Origin of the sequence: Nocardia sp. CWNU-33 (genome assembly GCF_046764895.1) — a bacterium.
Taxonomy (GTDB): Bacteria; Actinomycetota; Actinomycetes; order Mycobacteriales; family Mycobacteriaceae; genus Nocardia.
The window spans coordinates 54,614-81,233 of record NZ_JBKOQN010000006.1 but is presented as its reverse complement, the minus strand read 5'-3'; the positions used below and the strand labels follow the sequence as shown (position 1 = coordinate 81,233).

At 67.2% G+C, this 26,620-nt stretch carries 30 protein-coding genes; 24 read left to right on the top strand and 6 right to left on the bottom strand.

Annotated features, from left to right (window positions below; translation table 11 throughout):
• Positions 1-213: 213 nt before the first annotated feature.
• The 4 genes from ACLMAL_RS09835 to ACLMAL_RS09820 are packed head-to-tail and all read left to right on the top strand — an operon-like array spanning position 214 to position 5,145.
• Entirely contained in the window at positions 214-1,011 is a 798-nt protein-coding gene (locus ACLMAL_RS09835; protein WP_328406633.1) for a redox-sensing transcriptional repressor Rex, read from the top strand.
• Positions 1,008-2,522, top strand: coding sequence for a glutamyl-tRNA reductase (locus ACLMAL_RS09830; RefSeq protein ID WP_411998766.1), 1,515 nt, complete (start codon positions 1,008-1,010; stop codon positions 2,520-2,522). Before ACLMAL_RS09835 ends, ACLMAL_RS09830 begins: the two co-directional genes overlap by 4 nt.
• Positions 2,519-3,583, top strand: coding sequence for a hydroxymethylbilane synthase (hemC, locus tag ACLMAL_RS09825; protein ID WP_411998765.1), 1,065 nt, complete (start codon positions 2,519-2,521; stop codon positions 3,581-3,583). The genes ACLMAL_RS09830 and hemC overlap by 4 nt, the downstream gene beginning before the upstream one ends.
• The gene (locus ACLMAL_RS09820; RefSeq protein WP_328406630.1) at positions 3,580-5,145 is read left to right on the top strand and encodes a bifunctional uroporphyrinogen-III C-methyltransferase/uroporphyrinogen-III synthase; all 1,566 of its coding nucleotides are present in this window, start codon (positions 3,580-3,582) and stop codon (positions 5,143-5,145) included. The genes hemC and ACLMAL_RS09820 overlap by 4 nt, the downstream gene beginning before the upstream one ends.
• 123 nt (positions 5,146-5,268) lie before the next feature.
• Here the strand turns inward: ACLMAL_RS09820 and ACLMAL_RS09815 are convergent, their stop codons facing one another.
• Entirely contained in the window at positions 5,269-5,553 is a 285-nt protein-coding gene (locus ACLMAL_RS09815; RefSeq protein WP_328406629.1) for a hypothetical protein, read from the bottom strand.
• A gap of 173 nt (positions 5,554-5,726) precedes the next feature.
• Between ACLMAL_RS09815 and hemB the strand changes: the two genes are divergently transcribed.
• The 6 genes from hemB to ACLMAL_RS09785 all read left to right on the top strand — a co-directional run bounded on the left by hemB (position 5,727) and on the right by ACLMAL_RS09785 (position 9,099).
• Positions 5,727-6,704: a porphobilinogen synthase gene (gene hemB, locus ACLMAL_RS09810; protein WP_411998764.1), complete on the top strand. Its 978-nt coding sequence runs from the start codon at positions 5,727-5,729 to the stop codon at positions 6,702-6,704.
• Complete coding sequence (locus ACLMAL_RS09805; RefSeq protein ID WP_411998763.1) at positions 6,701-7,228, top strand: hypothetical protein; 528 nt, start codon at positions 6,701-6,703, stop codon at positions 7,226-7,228. The genes hemB and ACLMAL_RS09805 overlap by 4 nt, the downstream gene beginning before the upstream one ends.
• A gap of 336 nt (positions 7,229-7,564) precedes the next feature.
• Entirely contained in the window at positions 7,565-8,158 is a 594-nt protein-coding gene (locus tag ACLMAL_RS09800; protein ID WP_411998762.1) for a hypothetical protein, read from the top strand.
• Positions 8,155-8,415, top strand: a complete 261-nt coding sequence (locus ACLMAL_RS09795; protein WP_411998761.1) for a hypothetical protein — start codon at positions 8,155-8,157, stop codon at positions 8,413-8,415. The genes ACLMAL_RS09800 and ACLMAL_RS09795 overlap by 4 nt, the downstream gene beginning before the upstream one ends.
• 114 nt (positions 8,416-8,529) lie before the next feature.
• The gene (locus ACLMAL_RS09790) at positions 8,530-8,712 is read left to right on the top strand and encodes a hypothetical protein (protein ID WP_411998760.1); all 183 of its coding nucleotides are present in this window, start codon (positions 8,530-8,532) and stop codon (positions 8,710-8,712) included.
• A 159-nt stretch (positions 8,713-8,871) separates the two neighbouring features.
• On the top strand, positions 8,872-9,099 hold the full coding sequence (locus ACLMAL_RS09785) for a hypothetical protein (RefSeq protein ID WP_411998759.1): 228 nt from the start codon (positions 8,872-8,874) through the stop codon (positions 9,097-9,099).
• Between the two features lie 37 nt (positions 9,100-9,136).
• Here ACLMAL_RS09785 and ACLMAL_RS09780 read toward each other — a convergent pair whose 3' ends face one another.
• Positions 9,137-9,520, bottom strand: a complete 384-nt coding sequence (locus ACLMAL_RS09780) for a hypothetical protein (RefSeq protein ID WP_411998758.1) — start codon at positions 9,518-9,520, stop codon at positions 9,137-9,139.
• A gap of 215 nt (positions 9,521-9,735) precedes the next feature.
• Between ACLMAL_RS09780 and hemL the strand changes: the two genes are divergently transcribed.
• From hemL to ACLMAL_RS09725, 11 genes are all read left to right on the top strand, one after another.
• Positions 9,736-11,073, top strand: coding sequence for a glutamate-1-semialdehyde 2,1-aminomutase (gene hemL, locus ACLMAL_RS09775; RefSeq protein WP_411998757.1), 1,338 nt, complete (start codon positions 9,736-9,738; stop codon positions 11,071-11,073).
• A gap of 77 nt (positions 11,074-11,150) precedes the next feature.
• The gene (locus ACLMAL_RS09770) at positions 11,151-11,768 is read left to right on the top strand and encodes a histidine phosphatase family protein (protein ID WP_328412439.1); all 618 of its coding nucleotides are present in this window, start codon (positions 11,151-11,153) and stop codon (positions 11,766-11,768) included.
• On the top strand, positions 11,765-12,397 hold the full coding sequence (locus ACLMAL_RS09765; RefSeq protein WP_328406619.1) for a TlpA disulfide reductase family protein: 633 nt from the start codon (positions 11,765-11,767) through the stop codon (positions 12,395-12,397). Before ACLMAL_RS09770 ends, ACLMAL_RS09765 begins: the two co-directional genes overlap by 4 nt.
• Positions 12,394-12,627 carry a hypothetical protein gene (locus ACLMAL_RS09760; protein ID WP_411998756.1) on the top strand — a complete coding sequence of 78 codons (234 nt, stop codon included), beginning with the start codon at positions 12,394-12,396 and terminating at the stop codon, positions 12,625-12,627. Before ACLMAL_RS09765 ends, ACLMAL_RS09760 begins: the two co-directional genes overlap by 4 nt.
• Positions 12,624-12,860 carry a hypothetical protein gene (locus ACLMAL_RS09755; RefSeq protein ID WP_411998755.1) on the top strand — a complete coding sequence of 79 codons (237 nt, stop codon included), beginning with the start codon at positions 12,624-12,626 and terminating at the stop codon, positions 12,858-12,860. The genes ACLMAL_RS09760 and ACLMAL_RS09755 overlap by 4 nt, the downstream gene beginning before the upstream one ends.
• A complete protein-coding gene (locus ACLMAL_RS09750) occupies positions 12,857-13,723 on the top strand; it encodes a cytochrome c biogenesis CcdA family protein (protein WP_411998754.1) in 867 nt (288 codons plus the stop codon). The genes ACLMAL_RS09755 and ACLMAL_RS09750 overlap by 4 nt, the downstream gene beginning before the upstream one ends.
• Positions 13,720-15,438, top strand: coding sequence for a cytochrome c biogenesis protein ResB (locus ACLMAL_RS09745; protein WP_411998753.1), 1,719 nt, complete (start codon positions 13,720-13,722; stop codon positions 15,436-15,438). The genes ACLMAL_RS09750 and ACLMAL_RS09745 overlap by 4 nt, the downstream gene beginning before the upstream one ends.
• A gap of 2 nt (positions 15,439-15,440) precedes the next feature.
• Positions 15,441-16,412, top strand: coding sequence for a c-type cytochrome biogenesis protein CcsB (gene ccsB / locus ACLMAL_RS09740; protein ID WP_328406614.1), 972 nt, complete (start codon positions 15,441-15,443; stop codon positions 16,410-16,412).
• 48 nt (positions 16,413-16,460) lie between these two features.
• Entirely contained in the window at positions 16,461-16,703 is a 243-nt protein-coding gene (locus ACLMAL_RS09735; protein ID WP_411998752.1) for a hypothetical protein, read from the top strand.
• 678 nt (positions 16,704-17,381) lie between these two features.
• Positions 17,382-18,332, top strand: a complete 951-nt coding sequence (locus ACLMAL_RS09730; RefSeq protein ID WP_411998751.1) for an ATP-binding cassette domain-containing protein — start codon at positions 17,382-17,384, stop codon at positions 18,330-18,332.
• A complete protein-coding gene (locus ACLMAL_RS09725; RefSeq protein WP_328406610.1) occupies positions 18,329-19,120 on the top strand; it encodes an ABC transporter permease in 792 nt (263 codons plus the stop codon). The genes ACLMAL_RS09730 and ACLMAL_RS09725 overlap by 4 nt, the downstream gene beginning before the upstream one ends.
• Positions 19,121-19,133: 13 nt before the next feature.
• Here the strand turns inward: ACLMAL_RS09725 and ACLMAL_RS09720 are convergent, their stop codons facing one another.
• Both ACLMAL_RS09720 and ACLMAL_RS09715 read right to left on the bottom strand, forming a co-directional pair.
• On the bottom strand, positions 19,134-22,286 hold the full coding sequence (locus tag ACLMAL_RS09720; protein ID WP_411998750.1) for an ATP-binding protein: 3,153 nt from the start codon (positions 22,284-22,286) through the stop codon (positions 19,134-19,136).
• Between the two features lie 178 nt (positions 22,287-22,464).
• Positions 22,465-23,235: a hypothetical protein gene (locus ACLMAL_RS09715; RefSeq protein ID WP_411998749.1), complete on the bottom strand. Its 771-nt coding sequence runs from the start codon at positions 23,233-23,235 to the stop codon at positions 22,465-22,467.
• Positions 23,236-23,414: 179 nt separating this feature from the next.
• Here ACLMAL_RS09715 and ACLMAL_RS09710 point away from each other — a divergent pair, with 179 nt between their 5' ends.
• On the top strand, positions 23,415-24,026 hold the full coding sequence (locus ACLMAL_RS09710; protein WP_328406607.1) for a hypothetical protein: 612 nt from the start codon (positions 23,415-23,417) through the stop codon (positions 24,024-24,026).
• A gap of 266 nt (positions 24,027-24,292) precedes the next feature.
• Here ACLMAL_RS09710 and ACLMAL_RS09705 read toward each other — a convergent pair whose 3' ends face one another.
• A complete protein-coding gene (locus ACLMAL_RS09705; protein WP_411998748.1) occupies positions 24,293-24,499 on the bottom strand; it encodes a hypothetical protein in 207 nt (68 codons plus the stop codon).
• A gap of 121 nt (positions 24,500-24,620) precedes the next feature.
• Positions 24,621-24,845 carry a BldC family transcriptional regulator gene (locus ACLMAL_RS09700; RefSeq protein ID WP_411998747.1) on the bottom strand — a complete coding sequence of 75 codons (225 nt, stop codon included), beginning with the start codon at positions 24,843-24,845 and terminating at the stop codon, positions 24,621-24,623.
• A 182-nt stretch (positions 24,846-25,027) separates the two neighbouring features.
• On the opposite strand from ACLMAL_RS09700, the gene ACLMAL_RS09695 reads away from it, so the two are divergent.
• Positions 25,028-25,390, top strand: coding sequence for a DUF4229 domain-containing protein (locus ACLMAL_RS09695; RefSeq protein WP_411998746.1), 363 nt, complete (start codon positions 25,028-25,030; stop codon positions 25,388-25,390).
• Positions 25,387-26,472 (top strand): PLP-dependent cysteine synthase family protein, encoded by a 1,086-nt coding sequence (locus ACLMAL_RS09690; RefSeq protein ID WP_406233636.1) that lies wholly within the window; start codon positions 25,387-25,389, stop codon positions 26,470-26,472. The genes ACLMAL_RS09695 and ACLMAL_RS09690 overlap by 4 nt, the downstream gene beginning before the upstream one ends.
• Positions 26,473-26,620: the final 148 nt, after the last annotated feature.

The window sequence follows — 26,620 nt, the reverse complement described above, 5'->3', positions numbered from 1 at the left end:
GGTCGCGGCGGAAAATGAGGCCAAATTCACCGACTTTGTGCAGGGCTTCACAAGCGGTTACGGTGGTGGCACGCGACCCCCATGCCCAGGCTGCGGACCCACCGCGTAATGACACCCAGCATTCCGATACTTCGATCATGGCACCGGACCGCCCCGGGCAAGAGGTCGAACAGCGAACCGGACCTGAGCAGTCCGGAACGAGGAGCCGACGACGTGACAGAGCAGCATGAGACGCCAGGCGGCGTCTCCGGCAGGGCTCTGCAGAAGGACATCCCGCAGGCCACTGTTGCGCGGCTGGCCACCTATCTCCGGGTCCTCGCCATGTTGGCCGACGACAGTGTTGCCATCGTATCGAGTGAGGAACTGGCTGTCGCGGCGGGTGTCAATTCCGCCAAGTTGCGCAAGGACCTTTCCTTTCTCGGACCCAATGGCGTTCGGGGTGTCGGCTATGACGTGGCGAAGCTGCGCAGCAGGATCGAGGATGTGCTCGGGCTGTCGCAGGGACATCGGGTGGTACTGGTCGGTGCCGGCAATCTGGGCCGGGCACTGGTCGGCTACGGCGGTTTCCAGCGCCGCGGCTTCACCGTCGTCGGTATGTTCGACAGTCACCCCGAGGTGATCGGCCTACAGGTCGCCGGTCTGGTGGTGCGTGACGTCGCCGCACTCGCCGAGGCAGTCACCGTGCTGCAGCCGACCATCGCGGTGATCACCGTTCCCGACGACGCGGCGCAGGCGGTGTGCGACTGCCTGGTCGGTGCGGGACTGCAGTCGATTCTGAGCTTCGCCCCGTGCGAGCTGACCGCGCCGGACGGCGTCGAGGTTCGCCGGGTGGATCTGGCCGTCGAGATGCAGATGCTTTCCTTCGATGCTTCGCGCAACGCACCGCCGTTGCCCGAAGTGGCACGTGCCGTATCGGGCCGCATCACCCATCGCGCGCATCCGGCACTCAAGCATTCGACCTCGCATTCGGCAACGGAGCCAAGCAGCAAGGGATCGGTGGTTACCCCATGAGTGTTCTTTTGGTCGGGATTTCGCATCGGAGCGCTCCCGTCTCGGTGTTGGAGAAGGTTGCCATCACCGATGCCGACCGCCCGAAGCTGGTCGACCGAATGCTCACTTCCAGCCACGTGTCCGAAGCGATGATCGTCTCCACCTGTAACCGGGTCGAGGTCTACGCGGTGGTCGACGCCTTTCACGGCGGTCTCGCCGAGATCGGCGACCTGCTGACCAAGCATTCCGGACTGCCGCTGCCGGATCTGACCAAGCACGCCTACGTCCGCTACAGCGAGGCCGCCGCCGAGCATCTGTTCGCGGTGGCGAGCGGCCTCGATTCGATGGTGATCGGCGAACAGCAGGTGCTCAGCCAGATCCGCAGTGCCTACGCCTCCGCCGATTCGCAGCAGGCCGTCGGCCGGACCATGCACGAACTGGCCCAGCACGCATTGCGGGTCGGCAAGCGGGTGCATTCGGAGACCGGCATCGATAGAGCGGGCGCCTCGGTGGTTTCGGTGGCGCTGGATCGGGCCCAGCAGGTGCTGCGGGCGGCTGCGAACGGTTCGCAGGCGCCAGCTCCGGTAACCACGGAGGGGTCCGCGGCCGTCCCATCCGACACCGCGCTCGCGGGCCGGACCGCCGTTGTCGTCGGCGCCGGTGCGATGGGCGGCCTTGCCGTGGCTCATCTTTCGCGTGCGGGCATCGGTCGCATCATCGTGGTGAACCGCACCATCGAGCGGGCGAGCAGGCTTGCGGAGACCGCGGCGTCCTACGGGGTCGAGTCGGCGGCGATGGAGTTGTCGCGGCTGACCGAGGCCATGGCCGCCGCCGATGTCGTGATCACCTGTACCGGCGCGGTCGGCGCTGTGGTGACCTTGGCCGACACCCATCGCGCCCTCGCCGATCGCGAACGCGCCGAATCCGCTTCGACCGAACGGCCATTGATCTTCTGCGACCTCGGCCTGCCCCGTGATGTCGAGCACGCGGTTGCCGGGCTGCCCGGCATCACGGTGATCGACATCGAGACGCTGCAGCGCGACCCCGCTGCTGGAGCCGCTGCCGACGACACTGCCGCCGCCCGCGCGATCGTTGCCGATGAACTCGCGAAATACCTTGCCGGCCAGCGGATGGCCGAGGTGACGCCGACCGTGGCCGCACTGCGACAGCGCGCGGCCGAGGTGGTCGAGGCCGAACTACTTCGTCTCGATTCACGGCTGCCGAGTCTTGCCGACCCGGAACGCGACGAGGTGGCGCGCACGGTGCGCCGCGTGGTCGACAAGCTGCTGCACGCGCCGACGGTACGGGTCAAGCAGTTGGCCTCGACGCCGGGCGGCGACAGCTATGCCGAGGCGCTGCGGGAATTGTTCGAGCTCAAACCTGGTGCGGCGCAAGCGGTCGCCGCGCCGATGGAGATCAACGCGATCGGCGGCGAGCACGGGTCCTTCCGGTTCGCGGGCGACGGCGACATTGTGCTGGCCGACGACTTCACGGCAGGCCACCTCGGCGAAGAACGGGGGCAGTCCGCATGACCATCGTGCAGGAAGAGGACAACGTGACCGCAGGCAGCATTCATGCGCCGTGGCGGATCGGCACGCGCGGCAGTCTGCTCGCGCTCACCCAGTCGGGCACTATTCGCGACGCGCTGATCGCGGCTGGGCAGGCGGCAGAGCTGGTCGTGATCAGGACCGCAGGCGACAACAACGCGACAGACCCGGTCGCGAAGATCGGCGTCGGGGTGTTCACCTCCGCGCTGCGTGACGAGTTGGCCGCCGGATCCATTGATATCGCGGTGCACTCGTACAAGGATCTGCCGACCGCGCCCGACCCCCGTTTCACCATCGCCGCCATTCCGGTGCGCGAGGATCCGCGTGACGCTCTGGTCGCCCGCGACGGCCTCGTGCTAGGTGAGCTGCCCGCCGGTTCCAAGGTGGGCACCTCCGCGCCGCGGCGCGCGGCGCAGTTGCGTGCGCTCGGACTCGGTCTCGACATTGTGCCGTTGCGCGGCAACCTGGACACCAGGCTGCGCAAGGTCGCCGAAGGCGAGCTCGACGCGGTCGTCGTCGCTAGAGCGGGGCTCGCCAGAATCGACCGTCTGGACGCCGTCACCGAGGCGCTGGAGCCGGTGCAGATGTTGCCCGCTCCTGCCCAGGGTGCGCTCGCTGTCGAATGCCGCAGCGACGACACCGCATTGCTCGCGGTGCTTGCCGGACTCGACGACGCCGCCACCCGGGCGGCCATCCTCGCGGAGCGGGCCCTGCTCGCCGAGCTGGAGGCGGGCTGCACCGCGCCGATCGGCGCGCTCGCCGAGGTCGTCGAATCGCTCGACGACGACGGCCGGGTTGTCGACGAACTCTCGCTACGCGGATGCGCCGCGGCCATCGACGGTTCCGAGGTGCTGCGGGCTTCCGTGGTCGGCGCCCCGGAGCGGGCGGCCGAGTTGGGTCGAGCACTCGCCCGTGAGCTGTTGGAGCTCGGCGCGCGTGAGCTGCTCACCAGCGTGGAACCGGAGGCGCTCGGTTCCCCCACACAGGCGGTGGATCTGCCCGCCACAGACTTTGTCGATCCCAGCCCAATGGAGAACAGCCGATGAGCAGCCGAGCTACCAAGAAGCATCCCGGTCGGATCCTTTTCGTCGGGTCGGGTCCCGGCGACCCGGCATTGCTGACAGTGCGCGCCCGTGAGGTACTCGGCCGGGCGACGCTGGCGTTCACCGATCCCGATGTGGACAAGGGCGTGCTCGCCCTCATCGGGACTGCCGTCCAGGCGGATCAGGACGGTGAGCGCCCCGTCGACGTGCGTCCAGCGCTCGGCGAACCCGCCGAGGTGGCCAAAACGCTGATCGCCGAAGCCCGCAACGGCCATGACGTGGTCCGCGTCGTCTCCGGCGACCCGCTGACCACCGACGCCGTTATCGCCGAGGTCACCGCGGTGACCAGGTCGCACATGGTCTTCGAGGTACTGCCCGGTCTGCCCGGCGGCTCGGCGGTGCCGAGCTACGCGGGCATCGCACTCGGGTCCGGGCACACCGAGGCCGACGTGCGCGGCGAGGTCGACTGGGCCGCACTCGCGGCCGCGCCCGGCCCGCTGGTGCTGCACGCGTCCTCGGGGCACCTGGCCGAAACCGCCAGCGCCCTTGTCGAACACGGCATGGCGCCGCAGACCCCGGTCGCGGTGACCGTGCGCGGCACCACGCGCCAGCAGCGCACCATCGAGGCGACCCTCGCCACGCTCAACAGCGCCGCCTCCGAGCTGGTCGGCCCGCTGGTGGTGACCATCGGCAAGGTGGTCGCGCAGCGCTCGAAGATGTCCTGGTGGGAGTCGCGCGCGCTGTACGGCTGGACCGTGCTCGTGCCGCGCACCAAGGACCAGGCAGGCGAGATGAGCGAGCGGCTGGTGACGCACGGCGCCATCCCGATGGAGGTGCCGACCATCGCGGTCGAGCCGCCGCGCAGTCCCGCCCAGATGGAGCGGGCGGTCAAGGGTCTCGTCGACGGCCGCTACCAGTGGGTGGTGTTCACCTCCACCAACGCGGTGCGTGCGGTGTGGGAGAAGTTCGCCGAATTCGGCTTGGACGCGCGGGCGTTCTCCGGTGTGAAGATCGCCTGTGTCGGCGAGGCCACCGCGGAGAAGGTGCGCTCGTTCGGCATCAACCCGGAGTTGGTCCCGAGCGGTGAACAGTCCTCCGAGGGTCTGCTTGCCGACTTCCCGCCCTACGACGATGTTTTCGATCCGGTGAACCGAGTGCTGTTGCCGCGCGCGGACATTGCCACCGAAACCCTCGCCGAGGGTCTGCGTGACCGCGGCTGGGAGATCGACGATGTCACCGCCTACCGGACTGTGCGCGCGTCGCCGCCGCCCGCCGAGACCCGCGAGATGATCAAGACCGGCGGTTTCGACGCGGTCCTGTTCACCTCGTCCTCGACAGTGCGCAACCTGGTCGGTATCGCGGGCAAGCCACATGCCCGCACCATCGTCGCCTGCATCGGCCCGAAGACGGCCGAGACCGCCATCGAATTCGGTCTGCGCGTCGACGTGCAGCCGGAGGTCGCTCAGGTCGGCCCGCTGGTCGAGGCGCTCGCCGAGCACGCCGCACGGCTGCGCGCCGAGGGTCTGCTGCCGCCGCCGCGTAAGAAGAGCCGCCGCAGCCGGTAATCGGATTGTCGGACGAAACGCCCACCGCGCTGTGGGCGTTTCGCTTTTCCACCGGCCACCGGCCACCGGCCACCGGCCACCGGCCACCGGCCACCGGGTCGAACGCCGGGCAGCTCGGCGGGATCAGCGGCTGTAGCGCATCAGGGTGCGCACCAGCCTGCAGGTGGTGTCCGATGGTGGGCGGATATCGATGAGTTCCGCGGTGCGCCGAATGCGCTCGTTACTCGCCTGGCTCGGGAGATAGATGCCCGAATCGAGCAGTGCGATGGTCAGCCGCATGGCCTTGAGCCTGCGGTTGTGGCTGACGTACCACTTGCGTGGGCGGCCTGCCGGCAGCGGCCGCTTCTGGAGCGGAACATACGGCCGGTCGATGATGACGGTCTTCGACTTGGGTGCGGTAGCGGGCATCGCCAGTCCTCCCGTAGTGGTGCGTTTTCGAGTGCGAATCTCTCGAACACTTCTTCGATTCTACCTCTGGGCACCGACAAAAACCGCTGGCCACAAGGACTTTCGCGGTTGGCGCAGTAGCGGGAAGAGCGCCGCTGAAACACCAGGGAGGCGGCAGGCGTATCGTGCGGTTCATGACCGGAATGGACCGCCCGCGGCGGTTGCGCCGTACCCCCGCTCTGCGCCGCCTCGTTGCCGAAACGACTCTGCAGCCACGGCAATTGGTGCTGCCGATGTTCGTGGCAGATGGCCTGGAAGAACCGCGGGAAATCAGTTCGATGCCGGGGGTGATGCAGCATTCGATGGATTCGCTGCGCAAGGCCGCCGTCGAGGCGGTGACCGCGGGTGTCGGCGGGCTCATGCTGTTCGGGGTGCCGCGTTCGGAGGACAAGGACGCCACCGGCAGCAAGGCCAGCGATCCGGACGGCATCCTCAACCGGGGCCTGCGTGCGCTGGCCGATGAGGTGGGCGGCTCGACGGTGCTCATGGCCGACACCTGCCTCGACGAGTTCACCGATCACGGGCACTGCGGTGTGCTCGCCCCGAACGGTGCCGTCGACAACGACGCGACCCTGCACCGCTACGTGGAGATGGCGCTCGCGCAAGCAGACTCCGGCGCCGACCTGCTCGGTACCAGCGGGATGATGGACGGCCAGGTCGGCGCGATCCGGCGCGGGCTGGACGCGGTCGGGCACACCGACACCGGCATCCTCGCCTACGCCGCCAAGTACGCCTCGGCCTTCTACGGCCCGTTCCGCGAGGCCGTCGGCTCCTCGCTGGAGGGCGACCGGCGCACCTACCAGCAGGATCCGGCCAACCGCAAGGAGGCGATCCGGGAGCTCGAGCTGGATCTGGCCGAGGGCGCCGACATCGTGATGGTGAAGCCCGCGATGTCCTACCTGGACATCCTGCGCGATGTCGCCGATCACTCGTCGGTTCCGGTCGCCGCGTACCAGATCTCCGGCGAGTACGCGATGATCACCGCCGCCGCCCAGCGCGGCTGGATCGACCGCAGGGGCGCGATCATGGAGTCGTTGCTCGGCATCCGGCGGGCGGGCGCGGACATCGTGCTCACCTACTGGGCAACCGAGGCCGCACACTGGCTGTCGTGACGAACCCGATAGGCCCGATGGGCGCTGTGCCGCAGCCGCCCGCACCGCCGGAGGACATCCGGACCGCACGTCAATTGTGGTGGGGCGTTGTCGTTTTCGGCATTGTGCAACTCGCGGGCTCGATGCTGGCCGCGGTGCAGAATCGGCACGAATTCGCCAAGCAGATGTTCGACCAGATGCAGGAGAGCGATCCGAAATTCACCATCGCCACCGCCGACCTGATGGTGTCCTTGGCGTACGTGGTCGCGGTGCTGCTCGGCCTGACCATCGCGGCGGTCGCACTGGTGCTCGCGCACCAACTGTTCCTCGGCAAGCTATGGGCGCGAACGCTGCTGACCTTCGTCGGCGTCTGGCTGGCGCTCACGGCGGTCGGCACCATGTTCGCGCTCGGTTCAGGGACCGCGGGTGTGGCCCCCCTGGTGGCGGGCGGCGCGGGCATCGTGCAGGGCGTGCTCGCGGCGGGTGCGATCTACCTGAGCCACCGTCCGGACTCGACCGCGTACTTCCAGCTGAAGCGCAGGTGAACGGGCGGTCGAGCAGGCGGTCGAGTTTGTCGGGGAAACGCCGGCATGTATCGTGAGGGTTGTCACAGTGGACTTGGGAACCGGTAGTTGCTTGTCAGACGTTCGCTTACCTTTCGTGAGTGCGTTGACCAGATGGCTCCGGGAGATCGGAGGCATAGATGCGTGTGGTTATCCAACAGCCACAGAGCATTCGGCGAGAATTGCTCGTCCTCAGCCTGCTGATTCTGTTCGGTGTGCTCACCGTCGCGGTACTGCTGATTCCCGGCATCGTCGGCTGAATCGTCCGCGTTCGATGGTCCTGCCCGTCGTCGTGATCGGCGCGACCGGGAGCATGACGTGAGCGATGTGGGGGAGGGCTCCGGCATTCTGTTCGCCGAACCGGGCGCGCGCTGGCGCTCGGTGTCCTACGGGCCGGGTCTGTGTCTGATCATTCTTTTCATCGAATTGGTGACCGCCACTGCGGTGCACTGGTTCGCCTTGATTTTCTGTGCTGCGCTGATCGCGGGTTTCGTTGTGTTGCAGGTGATCGCGGGTCGACGCCATGTGAGCGTCGAACTTACCGACAGCATCCTGCGCGAGGGTACCGAGACGCTCCCGCTGAGCGCCGTCGCCGCGGTGCTCCCCGAGCGCGACGAGGACTCCTGGGACGACGAGGACTGGGAGTCGGCGCGCGCGCTCGGCGAGCTGAGCGGGGTGCCGCGCCGCCGTGGCGGGATCGGACTGCGGCTGGTCGACGGTAGCTTCGTGCAGGCCTGGGCCAAGGATCACCGTGGATTGCGGGCCGCGCTCACCGAGGCGCTCGACCGGCAGTGTGGCACCCCGGGCAGCGACGCCACCGACGGCATTGCCGATAGTGTCGACGAGGTCGATAGCGTCGAAGACCCCGGCGGCGCCGATGACCGACACAGCGAGAACGGAGCGGATCGTTGAGGCGAGAAATCGTAGTGTTCGGTGAGGTAGTCGTTGCGGTGCTGTGCCTGGTCGTTGCGGTGCTCAGCTGGCGAAACGGGTTGGTCACCACGTCATTCGCCGCCGCGGGAGACCTCCCGGCCCACAGTGCGACCCGCTATGTCGGTCCGTGGCTGCTGCTGGCGGCTTTTCTGGTCGCCATAGCCGGTATTGCCGGCATCGACGCGGGCGCCCGGGCGCTGCGCTTCGTCGCCGAGCGTCCGTCGACCCGAGGCTGACCGAACCGGGCAACCACCGGCGATCATTGCCGCCGCTGCTGTTTACCGCGCCGACCGCGGGAACATCGAAGCCATGCAGCCGACAAGCCACACGAGGAAGATCGCCCTGGGGTTGTGGCAGGCGGCACGATCGGCGTCGCCACGATGCCTCCCGCCGCTGCCGTCCCCGCCGAGGTCGCGCCAGTGCCGCCCGCCCTCGGCGCCACTGCGCAGGCACTGCCGCTGCACCTGTTGCCGGCGCCGCTGGCCTGTCTGGCGACCACCGGCTCAGCCGAGTTCTGCATCGGGATCGCCTGATGCGGCACGCTCTGGCGCGCAACCGCCGACTCGGTTACCGTGCACGTGCAGCCACGGCTGCTGTGGGCGGTAGCACGGCGCACAACGCTGGATGTAGCGAATCTTTGTGTGGCCGTTAGGAATTCGCTGTAATTCATATTGCGTCGATAAGGAATGCTGATGATCGGATTTGCTGGAAAGCTGGGTGTCGGGGTGGCCATCGCCGCCGCGGTCGGGATCGGTGCCGCGCCGGCGGGCGCCACTACATTGCCGCTGGAGCCCGCCGCGGTCGACACCGCCATGGTCGTGCCGGTCTTCGCGCCGGAGACCGGCTCCGCAGGCATCTACAACGGGATCATGTGCCGGTTGCACACCATCTCGGCCTCGGTGCCGTGCATGTACACCTGAGCCGGAGACCCGGCTCGAGTGCGTGACCGGCCTCCACTCAGTTCCACTGCTGGTAGATGTCCAGCACGCGACCGTCGTGGGTGCCGGGGGCGTTGATATACAGCGTGATGGTGCCGTCCGGGTAACTTGCGGCCTCCGTCATGACCTGGCGCAGCGAGGCGTGGACGTTGCCGCTGTCGTCGTGGTAGATCTTGGTGTCGGTCTTCAGGCCCGCGCCGATCCGGTTCGGTGGCACGAGCATGGAGACCAGTGCGGGCAGCGGCCCGTCGGCGATGGCCGCGGTCTCCTGGTGGCTCAGATGCAGACCGACCCGGTCCGGCTGGCCGAATGGTTCCGCGGCAGCGGCGGTTCCTGCGCCGAGCAGTGCGGCGGTGGTGGTACAGGCGGTGAGAACCGCGGCGGTGAAGATGGCAAACCGCATAGACAGACCCTTCTGGCTGGTAGATGGTGCCCGAATGTGGTGTGAGACGCACCGAGATTACGCATCAGCAATCATTCGGCGACCGATATTCGAGGAAACATGCCCGGCGTGTTGCGCAGGAGTGCCGCGTCGGTGCGCGACGCGCGCTGCGGTGTGGATCACTCCACTACACCCTGTCGTCGACTCGATCGGATCGGGCTGAGAGACTGGACGTCGTGAGTTCTTCTCCGCGCGCGACCAGATCATCGGTGCCGGTTTCCGCTCAGCTCTTCGAACGGGCGAGTTCGGTGATCCCCGGTGGTGTGAACTCCCCGGTGCGGGCGTTCAAGTCCGTTGGTGGCACACCGCGATTCATCGCTTCCGCCAACGGCTACACCCTCGTCGACGCCGACGGCCACGAGTACGTCGACCTGGTGTGTTCGTGGGGGCCGATGATTCTCGGCCACGCACACCCCGCGGTGGTCGAAGCCGTGCAGCGCGCCGCGACCGGCGGGCTGTCCTTCGGCGCGCCGACGGAGGCCGAGATCGAACTCGCCGAGCTGATCGCCGAACGGGTCGCGCCGGTGCAGCGGGTGCGGTTGGTGAACTCCGGCACCGAGGCCACGATGAGTGCGGTGCGACTGGCCCGCGGCTACACCGGTCGCGCGAAGATCATCAAGTTCTCCGGCTGCTACCACGGGCACGTGGACGCGCTGCTCGCCGACGCCGGGTCCGGTGTCGCCACGCTCGGCCTGCCGACCTCGCCGGGCGTCACCGGCGCGCAGGCGGGCGACACCATCGTGCTGCCCTACAACGACATCGACGCCGTCACCGCCGCGTTCGCAGCGAATCCCGGCGAGGTCGCCTGTGTGATCACCGAGGCGGCCGCGGGCAATATGGGTGCGGTCGCGCCGCTGCCCGGGTTCAACGCGGGCCTGCGCGCACTGACCGAAGAGCACGGTGCGCTGCTGATCATGGACGAGGTGATGACCGGGTTCCGGGTCAGCCGCGCAGGCTGGTTCGGCCGCGAGGGCGTCGCAGGTGACCTCTACACCTTCGGCAAGGTGATGAGCGGCGGCCTGCCTGCCGCCGCGTTCGGCGGTCGAGCCGAGATCATGAATCACCTGGCCCCGCTCGGCCCGGTCTACCAGGCGGGCACCCTCTCCGGTAACCCTGTCGCCGTCGCGGCGGGCCTTGCCACGCTGCGCGCCGCCGACGACGCGGTGTACGCCGCGCTCGACCGCAATGCCGAACGGCTCGGCGGCCTGTTCACCGAGGCTCTCACTGCCGCGGGGGTCGAGCATCAGGTGCAGTTCGCGGGCAATATGGTGAGCGTGTTCTTCGCCGACCGTCCGGTCATCGACTACGCCGCCGCCAAGGCCAGCCAGACCTGGCGTTTCCCCGCCTTCTTCCACGCCTTGCTCGACGGCGGCGTGTATGCGCCGCCGAGCGCGTTCGAGGCCTGGTTCGTTTCCGCGGCGCTCGACGAGGACGCGTTCGACCGTATTGCCGCCGCCCTGCCCGCCGCCGCACATGCGGCCGCGGCCGCCACACCCGAAGGATCCCGCGCGTGAGTTCCGACCCCGATCAGCCAGATTCCGAAGAGCGCGAAACACCAGCCGCCGCCGATAGCGATCCCGGCGTCGAGACCATCGTGCACGTGCTGCGCCACGGCGAGGTGCACAACCCGAAGGGCATCCTCTACGGCAGACTGCCCGGCTTCCAGCTTTCGGTGACCGGACGCGCGCAGGCCGGCGCGGTCGCGCGGGCGTTGTCCGATCACGACATCTCGCTGGTGATCGCCTCGCCGTTGCAACGCGCGCAGGAGACCGCCGAGCCGATCGCCGCGCAGCACGACCTGATCGTGCGGACCGATGAGAACCTCATCGAAGCGGGCAACACCTTCGAGGGTCTGCGGGTGTCGGTCGGTGACGGCGCACTGCGCAAGCCGCGGCACTGGTGGAAGCTGCGCGATCCGTTCACGCCGTCCTGGGGCGAGCCGTACCTGCAGATCGCGCACCGGATGCTGGCAGCGGTGAACAAGGCGCGGGTCGAGGCGGCCGGACACGAGGCCGTGCTGGTCTCCCATCAGCTACCGGTGTGGACGCTGCGCCGGTTCCTGCAGGGGCAGCGGCTCTGGCACGATCCCCGGCACCGGCAGTGCTCGCTCGCTTCACTGACTTCCCTTGTGTACCAGGGTGATACGCTCGTCGACATCGTTTACTCCGAGCCTGCGGGCGGTTCGGACCCCACGGTGCACGGCGCATGAGATCGGCCACCGTGTTCTCTCGGCCCGTGGCCCGGCGCCTCGCGCCGGTCCTGGTCGCCTGCGTGTGCTTCGTTGCCGCGCTGGCCGGCTGCTCGACCGGGACAGACGCGGTGGCCTCCGGCGGCACCTTCGAGTTCGTCTCACCCGGTGGCAAAACCGACATCTTCTACGACCCGCCGAGCGCACGGGGCACCATAGGCACACTGGCCGGCCCCGACCTGATGACCGCAGGCAAAACCACCTCGGTCGAGGATTTCGCCGGCAAGGTGGTCGTGCTCAATCTCTGGGGGCAGTGGTGCGGGCCGTGCCGCGCCGAGGCTCCTGCCCTGGAAAAGGCCTACGAGGCGACCAAGGACAAGGGTGTCGTTTTCCTCGGCATCAACGTCCGTGATCCGCAGCAGGACAAGGCCCAGGATTTCGTGGTGGACAACAAGATCGGCTATCGGTCGATCTACGACCCGTCCATGCGCACGTTGCTCGCCCTCGGCGGCAACTTCCCGACCAGCGTCATCCCGACGACGCTCGTTCTGGATCGTCAGCACCGTGTCGCCGCCGTCTTCCTCCGGTCGCTCCTGGCCGAGGATCTCCAGCCCGTACTCGAACGTATCGCCACAGAGGACTCTCAGTGAACCGCACCCGCAGCCCGCGCGCCTGTCGCCCGCGGCAGGCCGCCCGACTCATCCGTGGAACATGGACCGTCGACGATCGCTGGGCGGGCGTGGCCTCGGTGCCGCGCAGCGCCGCGGCGGCATCGATGATGGATGTCAGCTGGGCCGAGGTCGACCCGGCACCGGCGGACACCGAACGGCAGGTGCCGATGCGCCGCGACGCGGAGCAGGCCGAGGAGGTGCAGTCGTGAACCGCGATCGCCGGATGCGCGGCGGCCGCGCCTGTCGTCCGCGGCAGGCTGCCCGGCTCGTCCGTGGCACCTGGCGGGTCGATGACCGCTGGGCCGGTGTCGCGATGGTGCCGCGCAGTGCCGCGGCGGAATCCTTGCGGGATGTCGCGCGCGACGATGCGCCGACGGTCTCCGCCGTGCCGGCTGCCGAGCAGGCGACCACTGGCGATCCGCGAGGAGCGGAGTCGGCGTGATCGTGCTTGCCGGAGTGGGGGAGTCGTTCCAGCAGACCGCGGCGACCGGACCGCTGCTGCTTGCGCTCGGTGCCTGCATGCTGGCGGGACTCGTGTCGTTCGCTTCACCGTGTGTAGTGCCGTTGGTACCCGGCTATCTGTCGTATCTGGCTGGGCTGGTCGGTGCCGAGGCGCCGCCTGTCACCCCTGCCGAAGCCAAAGGTCGCGGGGGTAAGTCCGGTTCGGTGGCGGTTGCCGATCGGGCCGTAGTGTCCGCACCGCAGGTGGCGCGCAGTGGCCGGATGCGGGTCGCGGGCGCGGCCGGTTTGTTCGTCGCCGGCTTCACCGTGGTGTTCGTGCTCGCTACCGCGACGGTTTTCGGCGTGATCCAGACACTGAACGTGAATCGTGAACTGCTGCAACGCATCGGCGGTGTGGTCACCATTCTGATGGGCCTGGTGTTCATCGGTCTGGTGCCCGCGCTGCAGCGCGACACCAGGATGGAGCCGCGCAGGCTGACCAGCATCGCGGGCGCGCCGCTGCTCGGCGCGGTGTTCGCGCTGGGTTGGACGCCGTGCCTCGGGCCGACCCTGTCCGGTGTGATGGCGGTGTCCGCGGGCACCGACGGGACGACCGCGGTGCGCGGGGTGGCGCTGATCGTTGCCTACTGCCTGGGCCTCGGCCTGCCGTTCGTGATCCTCGCCTTCGGTTCGGCGAGCGCGCTGCGCGGCGTCGGGTGGCTGCGCCGCAATTCCCGCACCATCCAGATCATCGGGGGCATCCTGCTTGTTGCGGTCGGCATCGCGCTGGTCACCGGCGCGTGGGACCAGTTCGTCGCCTGGGTTCGCGACGCATTCGTCTCCGAGGTGACGCTACCGATATGACCGTGATCGACAGACCGGAGGCGCCGCACACTCCGCCGCGCCAGTCGCTGCCGGGTCGGGCGTGGGCGCTGGTGCGCAACACCTGGCGCGGGCTCACCAGCATGCGCACCGCGTTGATGCTGCTATTCCTGCTCGCGTTGGCCGCGATCCCCGGCGCATTGCTGCCGCAGCGCAGCCTCAACGAGCAGAAGGTCGCCCAGTACATCGCCGACCGGCCGACGCTCGGGCCGTGGATGGACCGGTTCGAGCTGTTCGACGTGTTCTCCAGCTTCTGGTTCACGGCCATCTATGTGCTGCTGTTCATTTCGCTGGTTGGCTGCATCCTGCCGCGCGTGTTCGATCACTACCGGGCGCTGCGCACGCCGCCGGTGCGCGCACCGCGCAATCTGGCCAGGCTGCCGCACCACTACGCCGAGACCGTCGAGCGGTCTCCCGACGAGGTGATCGCGCATGCCCGTCGGCAGTTGCGCGGCTGGCGCACCGAGGTGCGCGTCGGTGGGAGCGTCCGGCCCGGAGGCGGCAGCCTGCCCAACCACGCAGGGCCCGGCGAGCGAAGCATCGAGCAGAGCGGGCGGGACGGGGAGATCACTCTTTCGGCCGAGAAGGGGTACACCCGCGAGCTGGGCAATCTCGTCTTCCATCTGGCTCTGGTCGGGCTGCTGGTCGCCATCGCGGTCGGCAAGCTGTTCGGTTACGAGGGCAGCGTTATCGTCATCGCGAACAACGGTCCCGGCTTCTGCACCACCTCGCCCGCGGTTTTCGACTCGTTTCGTGCGGGCAATGTGAACGACGGCACCGGCATGACTCCGATCTGTGTGCGGGTCAAGGACTTCAAGGCCGACTACCTGCAGAACGGTCAGGCCGAGATGTTCACCTCGAATATCGAATACCAGGCCGGTGCCGACCTCCAGACCAACACCTGGCGCACCAGCACGATTCAGGTGAACCACCCGCTGCGTGTCGCTGGTGACCGGCTGTACCTGCAAGGGCACGGGTTCGCGCCGACGTTCACCGTCACCTTCCCGAACGGGCAGACCAGGACAGAGACCATCCAGTGGCGACCCGAGGACGCCCGGACCTTCCTGTCCAGCGGAGTGCTGCGGATCGATCCGCCCGGCGGCATGTACGCCACCGAGGCCGAGCGCCGCAAGAATCAGATCGCCGTGGAGGGCCTGTTCGCGCCGACCGCCCTGCTCCACGGAAGCCTGCTGACCTCGTCGTTCCCCGTCATGAACGATCCGGCCGTCGCGGTGGATGTCTATCGCGGCGACACCGGCCTCGACACCGGAAAGCCGCAGTCGCTGTTCTCACTCGACTCCGAGCAGATCAAACAGGGCAGGCTGACCAAGGAGGCCAGGGTGAACCTGCGCCCCGGCGAATCCACCACCCTGTCCAACGGCGCCAAGGTGACCTTCGACGGCGCACAGGAATTCGTGAACTTGCAGGTGTCGCACGATCCCACGCAGCAGTGGGTGCTGGTGAGCGCGTTGGCCATGATGGCGGGGCTGCTCGTTTCGCTGCTGGTGAAGCGGCGGCGCGTCTGGATCCGCGTGTACCCCGCCGATGCCGAAGCCGGTACCGTTGACCAACGACGCACCGTAGTAGAAATGGGCGGGCTCGCGCGGACCGATCAGGCCGGCTGGGGTGGCGAGTTCGACACATTGCGTGCGCGCCTGCTGGATCAGCAGTCCGGCACCGAGAACACGGGAGAGTGACCATGCCGATCGACGAGAACATCGCGCACTACAGCGATCTCGCCTTCAAGTCGGCGATCGTTGTGTACGCCCTGGTGCTGGTACTGCTCATCGTGCAGTACGCCTCGGCGCGGACGCTGCAGGTCGTCGAGCGTGAGCTCGTCACCGCGGGCGGTTCCGGCGCAGACCGACCCGCCGTCCCCGGCCGCATCGAGACGCCGCAGGCCAAGCCGCTCGCGGAGCGCGCAGGCAATATGGCGTTCTCGGTGCTCGTCGTCGCGATCGCACTGCACGTGGCCTCGATCGTGTTGCGCGGCTTCGCGACCCACCGCTTCCCGCTCGGCAACATGTACGAGTTCGTCACCATGGCGACCGCGGCGGCCGCCGTCGTCGGCATCCTCTTCCTGCGTGAACAGCGTTACCGGGCCATGTGGGTCTTCCTGCTCGTCCCGATCCTGATCCTGATGTTCCTCGCGGGCACCATGCTCTACGCCGACGCTGCCCCCGTCGTCCCCGCCCTCAAATCGTTCTGGCTGCCCATCCACGTCACCATCGTCAGCATCGGCAGCGGCGTGTTCCTCGTCTCCGGCATAGCCAGCCTGCTGTTCCTCTTCCGCCTGCGCCAGCCCGAGGGCCAAGAATCCGCCACCATCCTCGGCACCATCGCCCGCCGCCTCCCCGACGCCCGCGCCCTCGACGGCCTCGCCTACAAAACCACCATTATCGGCTTCCCCCTCTTCGGCGCGGGGGTCATCCTCGGCGCGATCTGGGCCGAAGCTGCGTGGGGGCGGTTCTGGGGCTGGGACCCGAAGGAGACTTGCTCCTTCATCGCCTGGGTTCTCTACGCTGCGTATCTGCACGCCCGAGCGACCTCCGGCTGGCGCGATACCAAGGCTGCGTGGATCAACATCGCAGGATTCGTCGCGATGCTGTTCAACCTCTTCATCATCAACATCGTGATCTCGGGGTTGCACTCGTACGCGGGCCTGAACTGAGCGATTTCGCTGCTGCTTCGCAGGAGGTCGAACGGCACCCTGAGGAGCATGACCGCGGCCTTCGATGACATGAACCTCCGCGACCTCGTCGGTCTATTGACCGAAGAGGAGCAGCAGGATCTGCGACCTGCTGTGCTTCGCTTGGTGGCCAGCCACGGTCAGCCGGTCACAGACCGGGAAGCAGCGACCGAATCCAGATGTCTCTCGTTCGCTGGGACAGTCGAGGCCGAACCCGACTTCGTTTCCACGTCCCAGGAAGTGTTGTGGCGTGACCTCGGCGGCCGTGAGTGATCATTTGTGACACCGGGCCGCTTCTCGCAATCGCCAACAAGCACGACAGTGAGCACTCGGCTTGTTACGCCGCCTCGAGCCAAGAGCGGGGCCCGCTGATTGTTCCCTCGACCATAGTCACCGAAGTCTGCTACATGCTCGCCAAGCTCGGCACACAAGCCGAGGCCGGTTTCCTCCGTTCTTTGGCGGCCGAAGAACTCTAGGTTGAACAACTCCTCCCCGCCGACTATGCGCGCATGGCAGACCTTGTAGTCCAGTACGGAAGTTTCCCGCTCGGTGCGGCAGACGCGTAGGTCATTGCCATCGCGGAACGGTTCGGGATCAAGAGGGTGGCAACACTTGATCACCGTCATTTCCGTCAGGTAGTTCCAAAACACTGCGCCGCTTTGGAACTCGTGCCGGGCGAAGAGAAATTGACCAGACGTCAACGGTAGTTACGTCGCTGACCGGGCCTGCCAGTATCGATCACAGTTCCAGGTACAGGTGTTCACACGTGGCCGCGATCTGGTCGATCTGGCTCGGCACGCGGCACTGGTGCGGTTCCGGGTTTCACCGGGCTGTATTCGCTGCGCTGACCAGCGCAACCTCGTGAAACCGCGATGCAACCGCGGTGAATCCGGGCGGGCGCATTCTTTATCTCGACAGCGACCACGGGGTCGCGGATTCGAGGAGAAAGACATGATGGCCAGCCCCCGCCCACCGGCGATCACGGTCACCGGACTGCGCAAGTCCTACGGTGATCACCAGGTGCTCGACGGCATCGATCTGAATGTGCCTGCCGGGACCATCTTTTCGTTGCTCGGCCCGAACGGGGCCGGGAAAACCACCACGGTGCAGATCCTTTCGACACTGATCGGTGCCGATGACGGCGAACTGCGGGTCGCAGGCCACGACGTCACCCGCGAACCCGATGCGGTTCGCGCCGCGATCGGCGTCACCGGTCAGTTCGCCGCGGTGGACAACCTCCTCACCGGCGAGGAGAACCTGGCGATGATGGCGACACTGCACCATCTCGGCCGGGCCGAGCGCAAACGCCGAATCGCTACGCTGATCGAGCAATTCGACCTGGTGGACGCCGCGAAGAAACCGGCATCGACCTACTCCGGCGGCATGCGCCGCCGGCTCGACATCGCGATGGGTCTGGTCGGCGACCCGCAGGTGCTCTTCCTCGACGAGCCGACCACCGGGCTCGACCCGCGCAGCCGTCGCTCGGTCTGGCGGTTGGTCCGCGAGTTGGTCGCGGGCGGCACCACCGTCTTCCTCACCACGCAGTACCTGGAGGAGGCCGACCAGCTGGCCGACCGGATCGCGCTGATCGATGGCGGCAAGGTGGTCGCCGAAGGCACCCCGGAGGAGCTCAAGCGCCTGGTCCCGGGCGGCCACATCAACCTGCGGTTCACCGAGCCGCGTGCCCTGGCCCTCGCCGCGCAGATGTTCGGCGTCCTCGCCCGCGACGAGGACGAGCTGACGCTACAGGTGCCCAGCGATGGCGGCGTCGATTCGCTGCACGCCCTGCTGGACAAGCTGAAAGCCGCGTCGATCCACGCAGCCGAACTCTCTGTACACACCCCCGATCTCGATGATGTTTTCCTCGCCCTCACCGGCAAGCCGAAGGAGTCCGTGCGATGAGCACCACCATGAAGTACGCCGTGACCGACTCGATGATGATGGTGCGCCGCAGCCTGCTGCACATCGTGCGCTATCCGTCGATGACCTTGCCGCTGATCATCTCGCCGGTCGTGTTTCTCCTGCTGTTCGTCTACGTCTTCGGTGGCACCCTCGGCGCCGGACTCGGCAGCTCGGGCGGTCGCGCCGACTACGTCAACTACGTGACCCCTGGCATCCTGCTGCTGACCGTGGCGGGTGCGGCGACGGCCACCGCGGTGTCGGTCTGCACCGATATGACCCAGGGCATCGTGGCGAGGTTCCGCACCATGGCGATCTTCCGGCCATCCCTGCTGACCGGGCATGTCGTCGGCAGCGTGGTGCAGACCCTGCTCAGCGTCGCGACGGTCATTGCGGTCGCCGTGGTCATCGGTTTCCGTCCCACCGCGAGCCCGGCCGAATGGCTTGCCGCAGTGGGCATCCTGTCCCTGCTGATCATGGCGATCACCTGGGTTGCCGTCCTCATGGGCCTGGTCAGCGATAGCGTGGAGACCGCGAGCAACCTGCCCATGCTGTTGATGCTGCTGCCCTTCTTCGGCAGCGGGTTCGTTCCCACCGACTCGATGCCGTCCTGGCTGGGCTGGATCGCTGAGCATCAGCCGTTCACCCCCGTCATGGAGTCGCTGCGCGGACTGCTGATGGGCACGGCTATCGGCAACAGCGCGTGGATCGCCATCGCCTGGTGCCTGGCCATCACCGCCGCGAGCTTCTTCGGCGCGAAGCAGCTGCTGAACCGCGAGCCCGGCCGCTAAGCGGCTGTGCCCATCAGGCCATCCGTTTCCGCAGTGCGGCAAGGGCGGCGGAACGCAAGCCGAGTACGTCCAGGGCGGCGTATGTCGAGACACCCTCGACATACGCCGCCTCATCTGCGTTTGCGGCGCACTCTCTGGCTCGCTTACTCGACATGGTCGGATGGATCTGCCGCGGTGGATCGAACCGTTCGGCCAGCGCGATCAGGCGGGCGCCGTCTGCCGTCAGGCCGCGGTCGATTTCCACCATGGCCAATGCCAAAAGAACTGCGCCACAGGCTGTCAGCTCCGCCAGATAGCCGCCCGGCTGGGTCACCGGATGCTCCAGTAACGCGGTCACCTGCCAGGGCAGATCTTCGACGAGAGCGCCGACCAGATCCAGCCGGCCGTGGTAGGCGTGTGCCAGGACCATCGCCGACCGAGCCTCCAACGCCCACACCTGCACACCGCGCGGATCGGGACGGTAGAAGGGATGCGAGGTGCTCGCTACCAGCTCGGCAATCCTGCGCCAGCGCCGCAGACCATCGTCGATATCGCCGCGGGCGAGCCGAATTTCGGCATCGGCAATCACCTTGTACGGTTGCGCGAACGGGTCGGCATGGTCGGCAACCTGCGCCAACCATTGCTCGGCACCTTCGATATCCCCGAGCTGCAGTGACGCCATTACCAGCCCGACGATCAGATCGACGCGATCCGGTCTCGGCCCATGGTCCACGAGCTGCCGCAGCGCTCGTTCCACCTGCTGCCGCGCCAGCTCCCCCTGCTCCGACAGCAGCGCGAGTTTGCCGATCCGGCAACGCGCCTGGAACCGCATCCAGGTATTCGACGTGCGCTCGAAGGCGGCGAGCATCCGCCGGGTCGCCGCGAGTGCCTCGTCGCGGTCACCTGTCTGCTCCGCGCGGAAGCTCGCGACGAGGTGGGCAACGCCGGCGAGCAGCGGTTGATCACTAGCGCACAGCCGATCCAGTGCGGCGGAGTCCGGACCGAGCAGCTCGGGTCCAGCGCGGAAAATCACCGCAACGGCGCGCACCAGGGTGTCCGGCGGCGCCGCGGGCAGGCGGCGCAACACCAGCATCGATCGCAGCTCGAAACCACTCTGGGTGACGGCACTCAACGCGCAGACGGTCGCCGCCGTTCGGGTCACCTCCACATAGTCGGGTTCGGGCCGGTAATGCGAGAGCACCCAGGCACATTCGCCCACCAGCTCCACGATCCGCGCATAGTGGGATCCGACGTACCACCAGGCACCCAACGCCGCCCAGGTGGCGGCGACCGTCGGCCCGTCCGACCGATCCAGCCCGAGCCGCAGGGCCCGCACCAGGTTGTCCTGCTCGGCGCGCACGGGGTTGTTTTCCCCTTGGTCGGTGAAGGCGATCTCGTTGGCGCCGACACCGAATTCGCGTGCCCAGGCCAGGAACCCTGCCAACGCACGCTCGCCCTCACCCGCATCGGCCCGCCGAGCCGCACCGAAATCCCTGACGGTCTCCAGCATCCGGAACCGGGTGCCCGAGCCCACCTCGGTGATCTGGATCAACGAATGGTCGACCAGATGCTCGAGCATCTCCAATGTTTCATCCAGGCCGTCTGTGTCGCCCGAGTCGCCGCTGAGCAGTCGGTGCGCCGCCATAGCGGTGAATCCGTTGGGAAAGACCGACAACAACCGCATCGCCGCCTGCGCTTGCTCGTCGAGCAGGTTCCAGCTCCAATCGACCACCGCATGCAGCGTCCGATGACGTTGTGGCGCATCGCGGGAGCCGCTGCGCAGCAGCGCGAACCGGTCGACCAATCGGCCCGAGATCTCGGCGATCGACATCACCCGCACCCGCGCCGCCGCCAGCTCGATGGCCAATGGCAGCCCGTCCAGCTGGGCGCATAGTGCCGCCACCTCGGCCGGCGGCAGCGCGATGTCCGGCCGCACCGCGCGGGCGCGCTGCCCGAACAACTCGGCCGCCGTCGCCGCCGCCAGCTCAGGAAGCAGATGAACCGCCTCCGAGGTCAATCCCAGCGGCGCCCGGCTGGTGACGAGGATGCGCAGGTCTGCTACCAGTGACACCAGCGGACCGACCAGTGCGCTGACTCCCTCGAGAACCTGCTCGCAGTTGTCCAGGATCAGCAGGGTGGGACCGGACCCCAACGATTTGGCGATGGCGGAGATGACGCTGTTGCCAGTCGATGGCCCGGCCTGCGACGCATCACCCGCCCCCAGCGCACCGGCCACCTCGGTGGCGACCATGCCGTCGTCCTCGACACCGGCGAGCGGGACCAGATGCACTACCCGCTGCTCGGCCAGCCTGCCGACGGCATGGGCCATGCGAGTCTTGCCGAGGCCGCCGGGGCCGACGAGAGAGACGACTCGCGCGGACCGCAGCAGCGCGGTCACCACCGCGATGTCTGTTTCGCGGCCGAGCAACGGGTTCGGATCGTGCAGGATGCCGTGGCGAACCACAGGTTCGTTCGCCCTCAGCAGCTGTTTATGAATCGTCTGGAGCACGGTGCCCGGATCCGCGCCGAGCTCGTCGCGCAACATCCGCCGGTAGTCGTCGTATCGGGCGAGCGCGGCGGCGGGCCCCGCGGTGTCGGCCTCCGCCCGCAACAGCTCGGCCAGCACCTCCTCGTTGCGTGGCTCGCTCGTCGCGGCGTCGGTCAGCGGCCCGACGGCTTCGGCGTACCTGCCCAACCGGGACAACGCCAACGCGAACACGATCAGCAGGGTCCGATAGGCGGGCTGCTTGGCAATGCGCAACTCGGACAACGGATCCGCGCCCGAGGCGTGCTCGACGACCCCGTTCCACAGCGTGAGTCCGGCCGCTGCCTGATCGAGTGCCGCCACGTGGTGAGCTGCCCTGGCATGGCGTTGCGCTGCCGCCGCGTGCACTTCCAGCGCTGTCGCGTCGATCTGCTCCGGACTCAGCGCCAGCCGATACCCGGTAGGCGTGCTCGCGATAAGGTCGGCGCCCAGCTGCGATCGCGTCCGCGACACCAGCACCTGCAACGCCTTGGCTGGATTCTCGGGCGCGTCCTCGGGCCACACCCCGGCGATCAGCCGAGCGGCGCTGGACCCGTTGCGTAAATCCATTGCCAGCAGAGCGAGCAACCCGCGCGTCCGCGCGCCGCTGATCTCCTGATCGCGCAGCGCCACTCCCGACAGCAAGGTCATCTCGATACCCACCCGCATACCGTAATCGTCGGCGCGCCGGGTGGCCCATCGAGCAAATCCGGACCTGCTACCAGGACGAACTAGTCTTCGCCTGCGGTATCACGGTTATGCGGGCTCGTTGCGTCGTGGATCGGCCCACCCGAGCAGTGTCGAACACGCGGCACCGCCGGCGAGCGAACGGGCAGCATCCTCACATGCGGGCGACGCAGACGACGAATTTGCGCTCTTGGTAGACGATTCCGCGGTCACCCTTCGAGCAGCGGTTGACGTCGACGGTGTTGTGTTTGATCTCCACCACGCGCCCGCCGTTGGGGGTGCCTCGGGCGGCGCAGTCGATGCGTTTCGATTCGTTGGGGACCAGTTCCATGCAGCCGCCTACCACCCAGTCGATGTCCAGGCAGAGGGCGGATTCCGGGGTTTGCTGGAAGGTACGGTCGGCGTCGCGCGGGCACTGGGCAGTTTTATCGATGACCTTGTAGGTGGAGCTTCCGCTGCCGCAGGCGGCTTTGCCGAGGGTGGTGGTGTCGCCCGCGCCGGTGATTTCCACGCAGTCGCCAGGATTCACCTGCAGCCGAATGAGCTGTTTGCCGGTCTCGCCGCGAGCTCCAACGGTAGTGGGCGGCGGGGTCGTCAACGGGAACTCTTCGATGGACGGTGCCGCCGATGTGGCTGCGGTGCTTGTGCTTTCGTTGGCTTGCGCCTGCTCTTTGACATCGGGATCGTGATCGTTCATCGACACCGCGATCATTGCGACGAGGGCTGCCGTCAACGCGGTCGCAGCAACGAAGACCGTCAGTACGACAGCGGCACGGATACGTTGGCGCGACACGTGAGATCCTCCAGAGCTGTTGCGCTTCGAACATACCCCGCCGAGGTTCGAAGTTGTGAAACTTGCAGTTTGCAGATCACGCAATGCATACACTATCCGGCGGGTGCGCGTCGAGTTGTTGTCCGGCATCATATTTCGCTCGGTGACACAACCTTCGCAAAACCGGGACATTGGTCGAACGACCAGGTCACGATGGGGCAACGATGGCCTACGGTAGGCATATCTATTGCCATGTATGGCAACAAGATACTGTCGCTGTACACGTCATCCGGCTGCACGAGCCGGAGGTCTCGTGAGAAGGAAACACCTGAATGAAGTTCGGCATGTTCGCCGCCACCACTGTTTTAGCCGTTGCTGCGGTGGGAATCGCTGCGGGAACGGTTAATGCGAAGCCTGCGGAAGAGGTCATCCGAGAGGTTTCGACATCGGGCGTCGAGCAAGGAATCAGCTACCGTACCGTCCTCTCCGATGTCGCAGGCGTGATCACCACTGCCGTAGACGGCGGCGCCTTCGAGCTTGTCGATAACGGTGCAAAGGTTGCGTTGAAATCCGCAAGCGGCGCGGTGGTCGCCGAGGTGCCGCTGGCCTTCGACATCTCCGGAAGCCGGATGGCGGTCGCACACGAAATCAGTGACAACGGCCGAAAGCTTGCTCTCACACCGCAAGTGAGCGCCAAGAACATCGGCGAGATGCAGTCCATCAGCTCCATGGCCAGGTTTGTCACCGAGCTCAACAAGAACGTCGTCGGCCTGGTCGCGGGCGGCCTGATCGGTGGTCTGATCGGCGCCGTGGTCGGCCTCGGTTTCTTCAGCATCATCACCGGCCCGATCGGCCTGCTGGTCGGCGCGATCGCCGGCGGCTACATCATGGGCGGACAGTCGTTCGTGGATGCCATGGGCGCGGTCGTCCGGGGTGAGCCCTGATCCAGGGCGGCGTGCCTCGATCCGAGGCGGCGTGGGCTCGCGGTGTCGGTGAGTAAGCGGATTCCGACCGACGAACATCCGGTGTGCGGGAGTGTTGGGTTACCCGCGCAACGGTTGTCGGATCGGTGGCGTGGGGTGATCTATCCCCGGTACCTCGGGGCGCCGCGCCGAAGTCGCTGACGAGACATGGGCTCGTGGATTCCGAGTCGGTCTCCGGATCGACGCAAAACTACCGCCGCGCGGGGACGAACTCCAGCGCGCGATTCTCAGCGCTCGGTGGGACCCGAGTCGCCGTCGCGGTGCTGTCGGGACAGCCGCCACAGGAATTCGGGGTCGTCGTCGGGACCCTTGATGTGCTTGCGCTGTGGTGACCGCGTGGGTGGGGTGGTCGGATCCGACTTCTCCGGGCCGAACGCCTTCCAGCACAACACCGCGACAGCCACAACTGCGATGAGTGCCAACAGGTACGTCACGTCGCTCACCTCCTGGTATCGAGGGTAGCCGCGTACGAAGTCTTCGGACACCGGTGATGCGAAATTGGTGCGACAGCCTTGCACGGGCCCCTGGGCAGCGGGCCCGAGCGGGGCCTGCGGGTCAGTGCGCGTTGACCGCGGTGCTGGTGGCCTCTGTGGTCAACGACCTGAGTAGTTGCAGAACTTCGGACTCACGGAACCGGCGATGTCCGCCCGGCGTGCGCAGCGACCCGAGACGCCCGGCGTGGGCCCAGCGGGTGACGGTCTTTGGATCGACGTGGAACATGGCGGCCACTTGGCCCGGTGTCAGCAGGGTGTCCTGGCCGCCGACGGTAAGCGCAGTCATAGCAAACCTCTCCGTTCTCGACAGTTCCCTCATCAGTGGCGCCATCGTTGCACTGCGACCCCTACGTAGTCGAACCACCTACAGTTGGTAAAGGGGAAGTAATAGACAAATCGGATACGCCATCCGCCTTCGGTACGAGGTCTCGCCGAAGGCGGCCGATAGCTTCGCATAGGCTGATCGACGTGAGTGACGCAACTCCACCGGAAGGTGCAACCGGACAGCAACCCGCTGGCGCCGGCCGACGGCTGGCCCGCAATCTGGCGCTCTACACCCTCGCGAGGCTGGGTCTGGTCGTCGTCATCACGGTGGCGATCGTCGGGATCGCCCGGCTGGTGTCGGTGGACATTCCACTGGTGGTCGCCGCCCTGTTCGCGCTGCTCATCGCCATGCCGCTGTCGCTGACGCTGTTCAAGAAGCTGCGCACTCGCGTCAACGAGGACATCGCGCTGGTGGACGAGAAGCGCCGCAGGGACAAGGCGCAGTTGCGGGCCAGGCTGCGCGGCGAGACCCCGGACGAGGACAAAGACGGGGGCACGTCCGCATGAAGCAGTGCGACCGCAGCACCCCGCGCGACTGGGTCGACAATGCCGTGCGGTTGATCGACGCCGACACCCAGCGCAGCGCCGACACCCATCTGCTGCGCTACCCGCTGCCCGGCGAATGGCGCGTCCAGCTGTACCTGAAGGACGAATCCACCCACATCACCGGCAGTCTCAAGCATCGGCTCGCGAGATCCCTTTTCCTGTATGCGATTTGCAACGGCTGGGTCGGCGAGGGCACCACGGTGGTCGAGGCGTCGTCCGGTTCGACCGCGGTGAGCGAGGCGTATTTCGCCAAGCTGCTCGGGCTGGATTTCGTCGCGGTGATGCCGGCGAGCACCTCGCCGCAGAAGATCGCGCTCATCGAAGCACAGGGCGGCCGTTGTCATTTCGTGCAGCGACCCCCGGACATGTACACCGAGGCGGCCCGGCTCGCTGCCGAATGCGGCGGCCACTACATGGACCAGTTCACCCACGCCGAGCGGGCCACCGACTGGCGTGGCAACAACAACATCGCCGAATCCGTCTTCGAGCAAATGGCTTTGGAGACCAACCCGGTGCCGGACTGGATCGTCGTCGGCGCGGGCACCGGCGGCACCAGTGCCACCATCGGCCGCTATATCCGCTACCGCAGGCATGCGACGAAGCTGGCCGTCGTCGACCCGGAGAACTCCGCGTTCTACGGCGGCTACGAAACCGGTGACGTGGGCTACGAGACCGGAATGTCTTCGCGCATCGAGGGAATCGGCCGTCCGCGGGTGGAGCCGTCGTTCGTCGGCCAGGTGGTCGATCGCATGATCGAGGTTCCCGATGCCGCGTCCATCGCGACCGCACGGCACGCCAGCGGCGTAATCGGCCGCCGGGTGGGCGGTTCCACCGGGACGAATCTGTGGGGTGCCTTCGCCCTCATTGCCGAGATGATCGCCGCTGGGCGCTCCGGCAGTGTGGTGACGTTGCTCTGTGACGGCGGAGATCGTTATGCCGGAACGTATTTCAACGACGAGTGGGTTGTGGCTCAGGGGATGGGCCTGGCCGAGCCCGCGGCGATTCTGGACAAGTTCCACAGCACCGGCGTCTGGAGCGGATAACGCCGCGTTCCCTTCCGGTCTTGTTCTCGCAACCCCGCCACCCGAGCTGCCTCGGCCGGCGGGGTTGTCTGTTTCTCCAATAGTGAACTGCCGGTGTCCGACGCCGCCGATTGTCAATTTTTATTGACAGAACCGATGTTGTCAATAA

Coding starts and splice junctions, on each gene's coding strand:
- ACLMAL_RS09725 (WP_328406610.1), top strand. CDS start 18,329: ATGAGCACCACCATGAAGTACGCCGTGACCGACTCGATGATGATGGTG.
- ACLMAL_RS09785 (WP_411998759.1), top strand. CDS start 8,872: ATGATCGGATTTGCTGGAAAGCTGGGTGTCGGGGTGGCCATCGCCGCC.
- ACLMAL_RS09830 (WP_411998766.1), top strand. CDS start 1,008: ATGAGTGTTCTTTTGGTCGGGATTTCGCATCGGAGCGCTCCCGTCTCG.
- ACLMAL_RS09735 (WP_411998752.1), top strand. CDS start 16,461: ATGACCGCGGCCTTCGATGACATGAACCTCCGCGACCTCGTCGGTCTA.
- ACLMAL_RS09780 (WP_411998758.1), bottom strand. CDS start 9,520: ATGCGGTTTGCCATCTTCACCGCCGCGGTTCTCACCGCCTGTACCACC.
- ACLMAL_RS09745 (WP_411998753.1), top strand. CDS start 13,720: ATGACCGTGATCGACAGACCGGAGGCGCCGCACACTCCGCCGCGCCAG.
- ACLMAL_RS09820 (WP_328406630.1), top strand. CDS start 3,580: ATGAGCAGCCGAGCTACCAAGAAGCATCCCGGTCGGATCCTTTTCGTC.
- hemC (WP_411998765.1), top strand. CDS start 2,519: ATGACCATCGTGCAGGAAGAGGACAACGTGACCGCAGGCAGCATTCAT.
- ACLMAL_RS09730 (WP_411998751.1), top strand. CDS start 17,382: ATGATGGCCAGCCCCCGCCCACCGGCGATCACGGTCACCGGACTGCGC.
- hemB (WP_411998764.1), top strand. CDS start 5,727: ATGACCGGAATGGACCGCCCGCGGCGGTTGCGCCGTACCCCCGCTCTG.
- ACLMAL_RS09765 (WP_328406619.1), top strand. CDS start 11,765: ATGAGATCGGCCACCGTGTTCTCTCGGCCCGTGGCCCGGCGCCTCGCG.
- ACLMAL_RS09690 (WP_406233636.1), top strand. CDS start 25,387: ATGAAGCAGTGCGACCGCAGCACCCCGCGCGACTGGGTCGACAATGCC.
- ACLMAL_RS09710 (WP_328406607.1), top strand. CDS start 23,415: ATGAAGTTCGGCATGTTCGCCGCCACCACTGTTTTAGCCGTTGCTGCG.
- ACLMAL_RS09715 (WP_411998749.1), bottom strand. CDS start 23,235: ATGATGCCGGACAACAACTCGACGCGCACCCGCCGGATAGTGTATGCA.
- ACLMAL_RS09815 (WP_328406629.1), bottom strand. CDS start 5,553: ATGCCCGCTACCGCACCCAAGTCGAAGACCGTCATCATCGACCGGCCG.
- ACLMAL_RS09700 (WP_411998747.1), bottom strand. CDS start 24,845: ATGACTGCGCTTACCGTCGGCGGCCAGGACACCCTGCTGACACCGGGC.
- ccsB (WP_328406614.1), top strand. CDS start 15,441: ATGCCGATCGACGAGAACATCGCGCACTACAGCGATCTCGCCTTCAAG.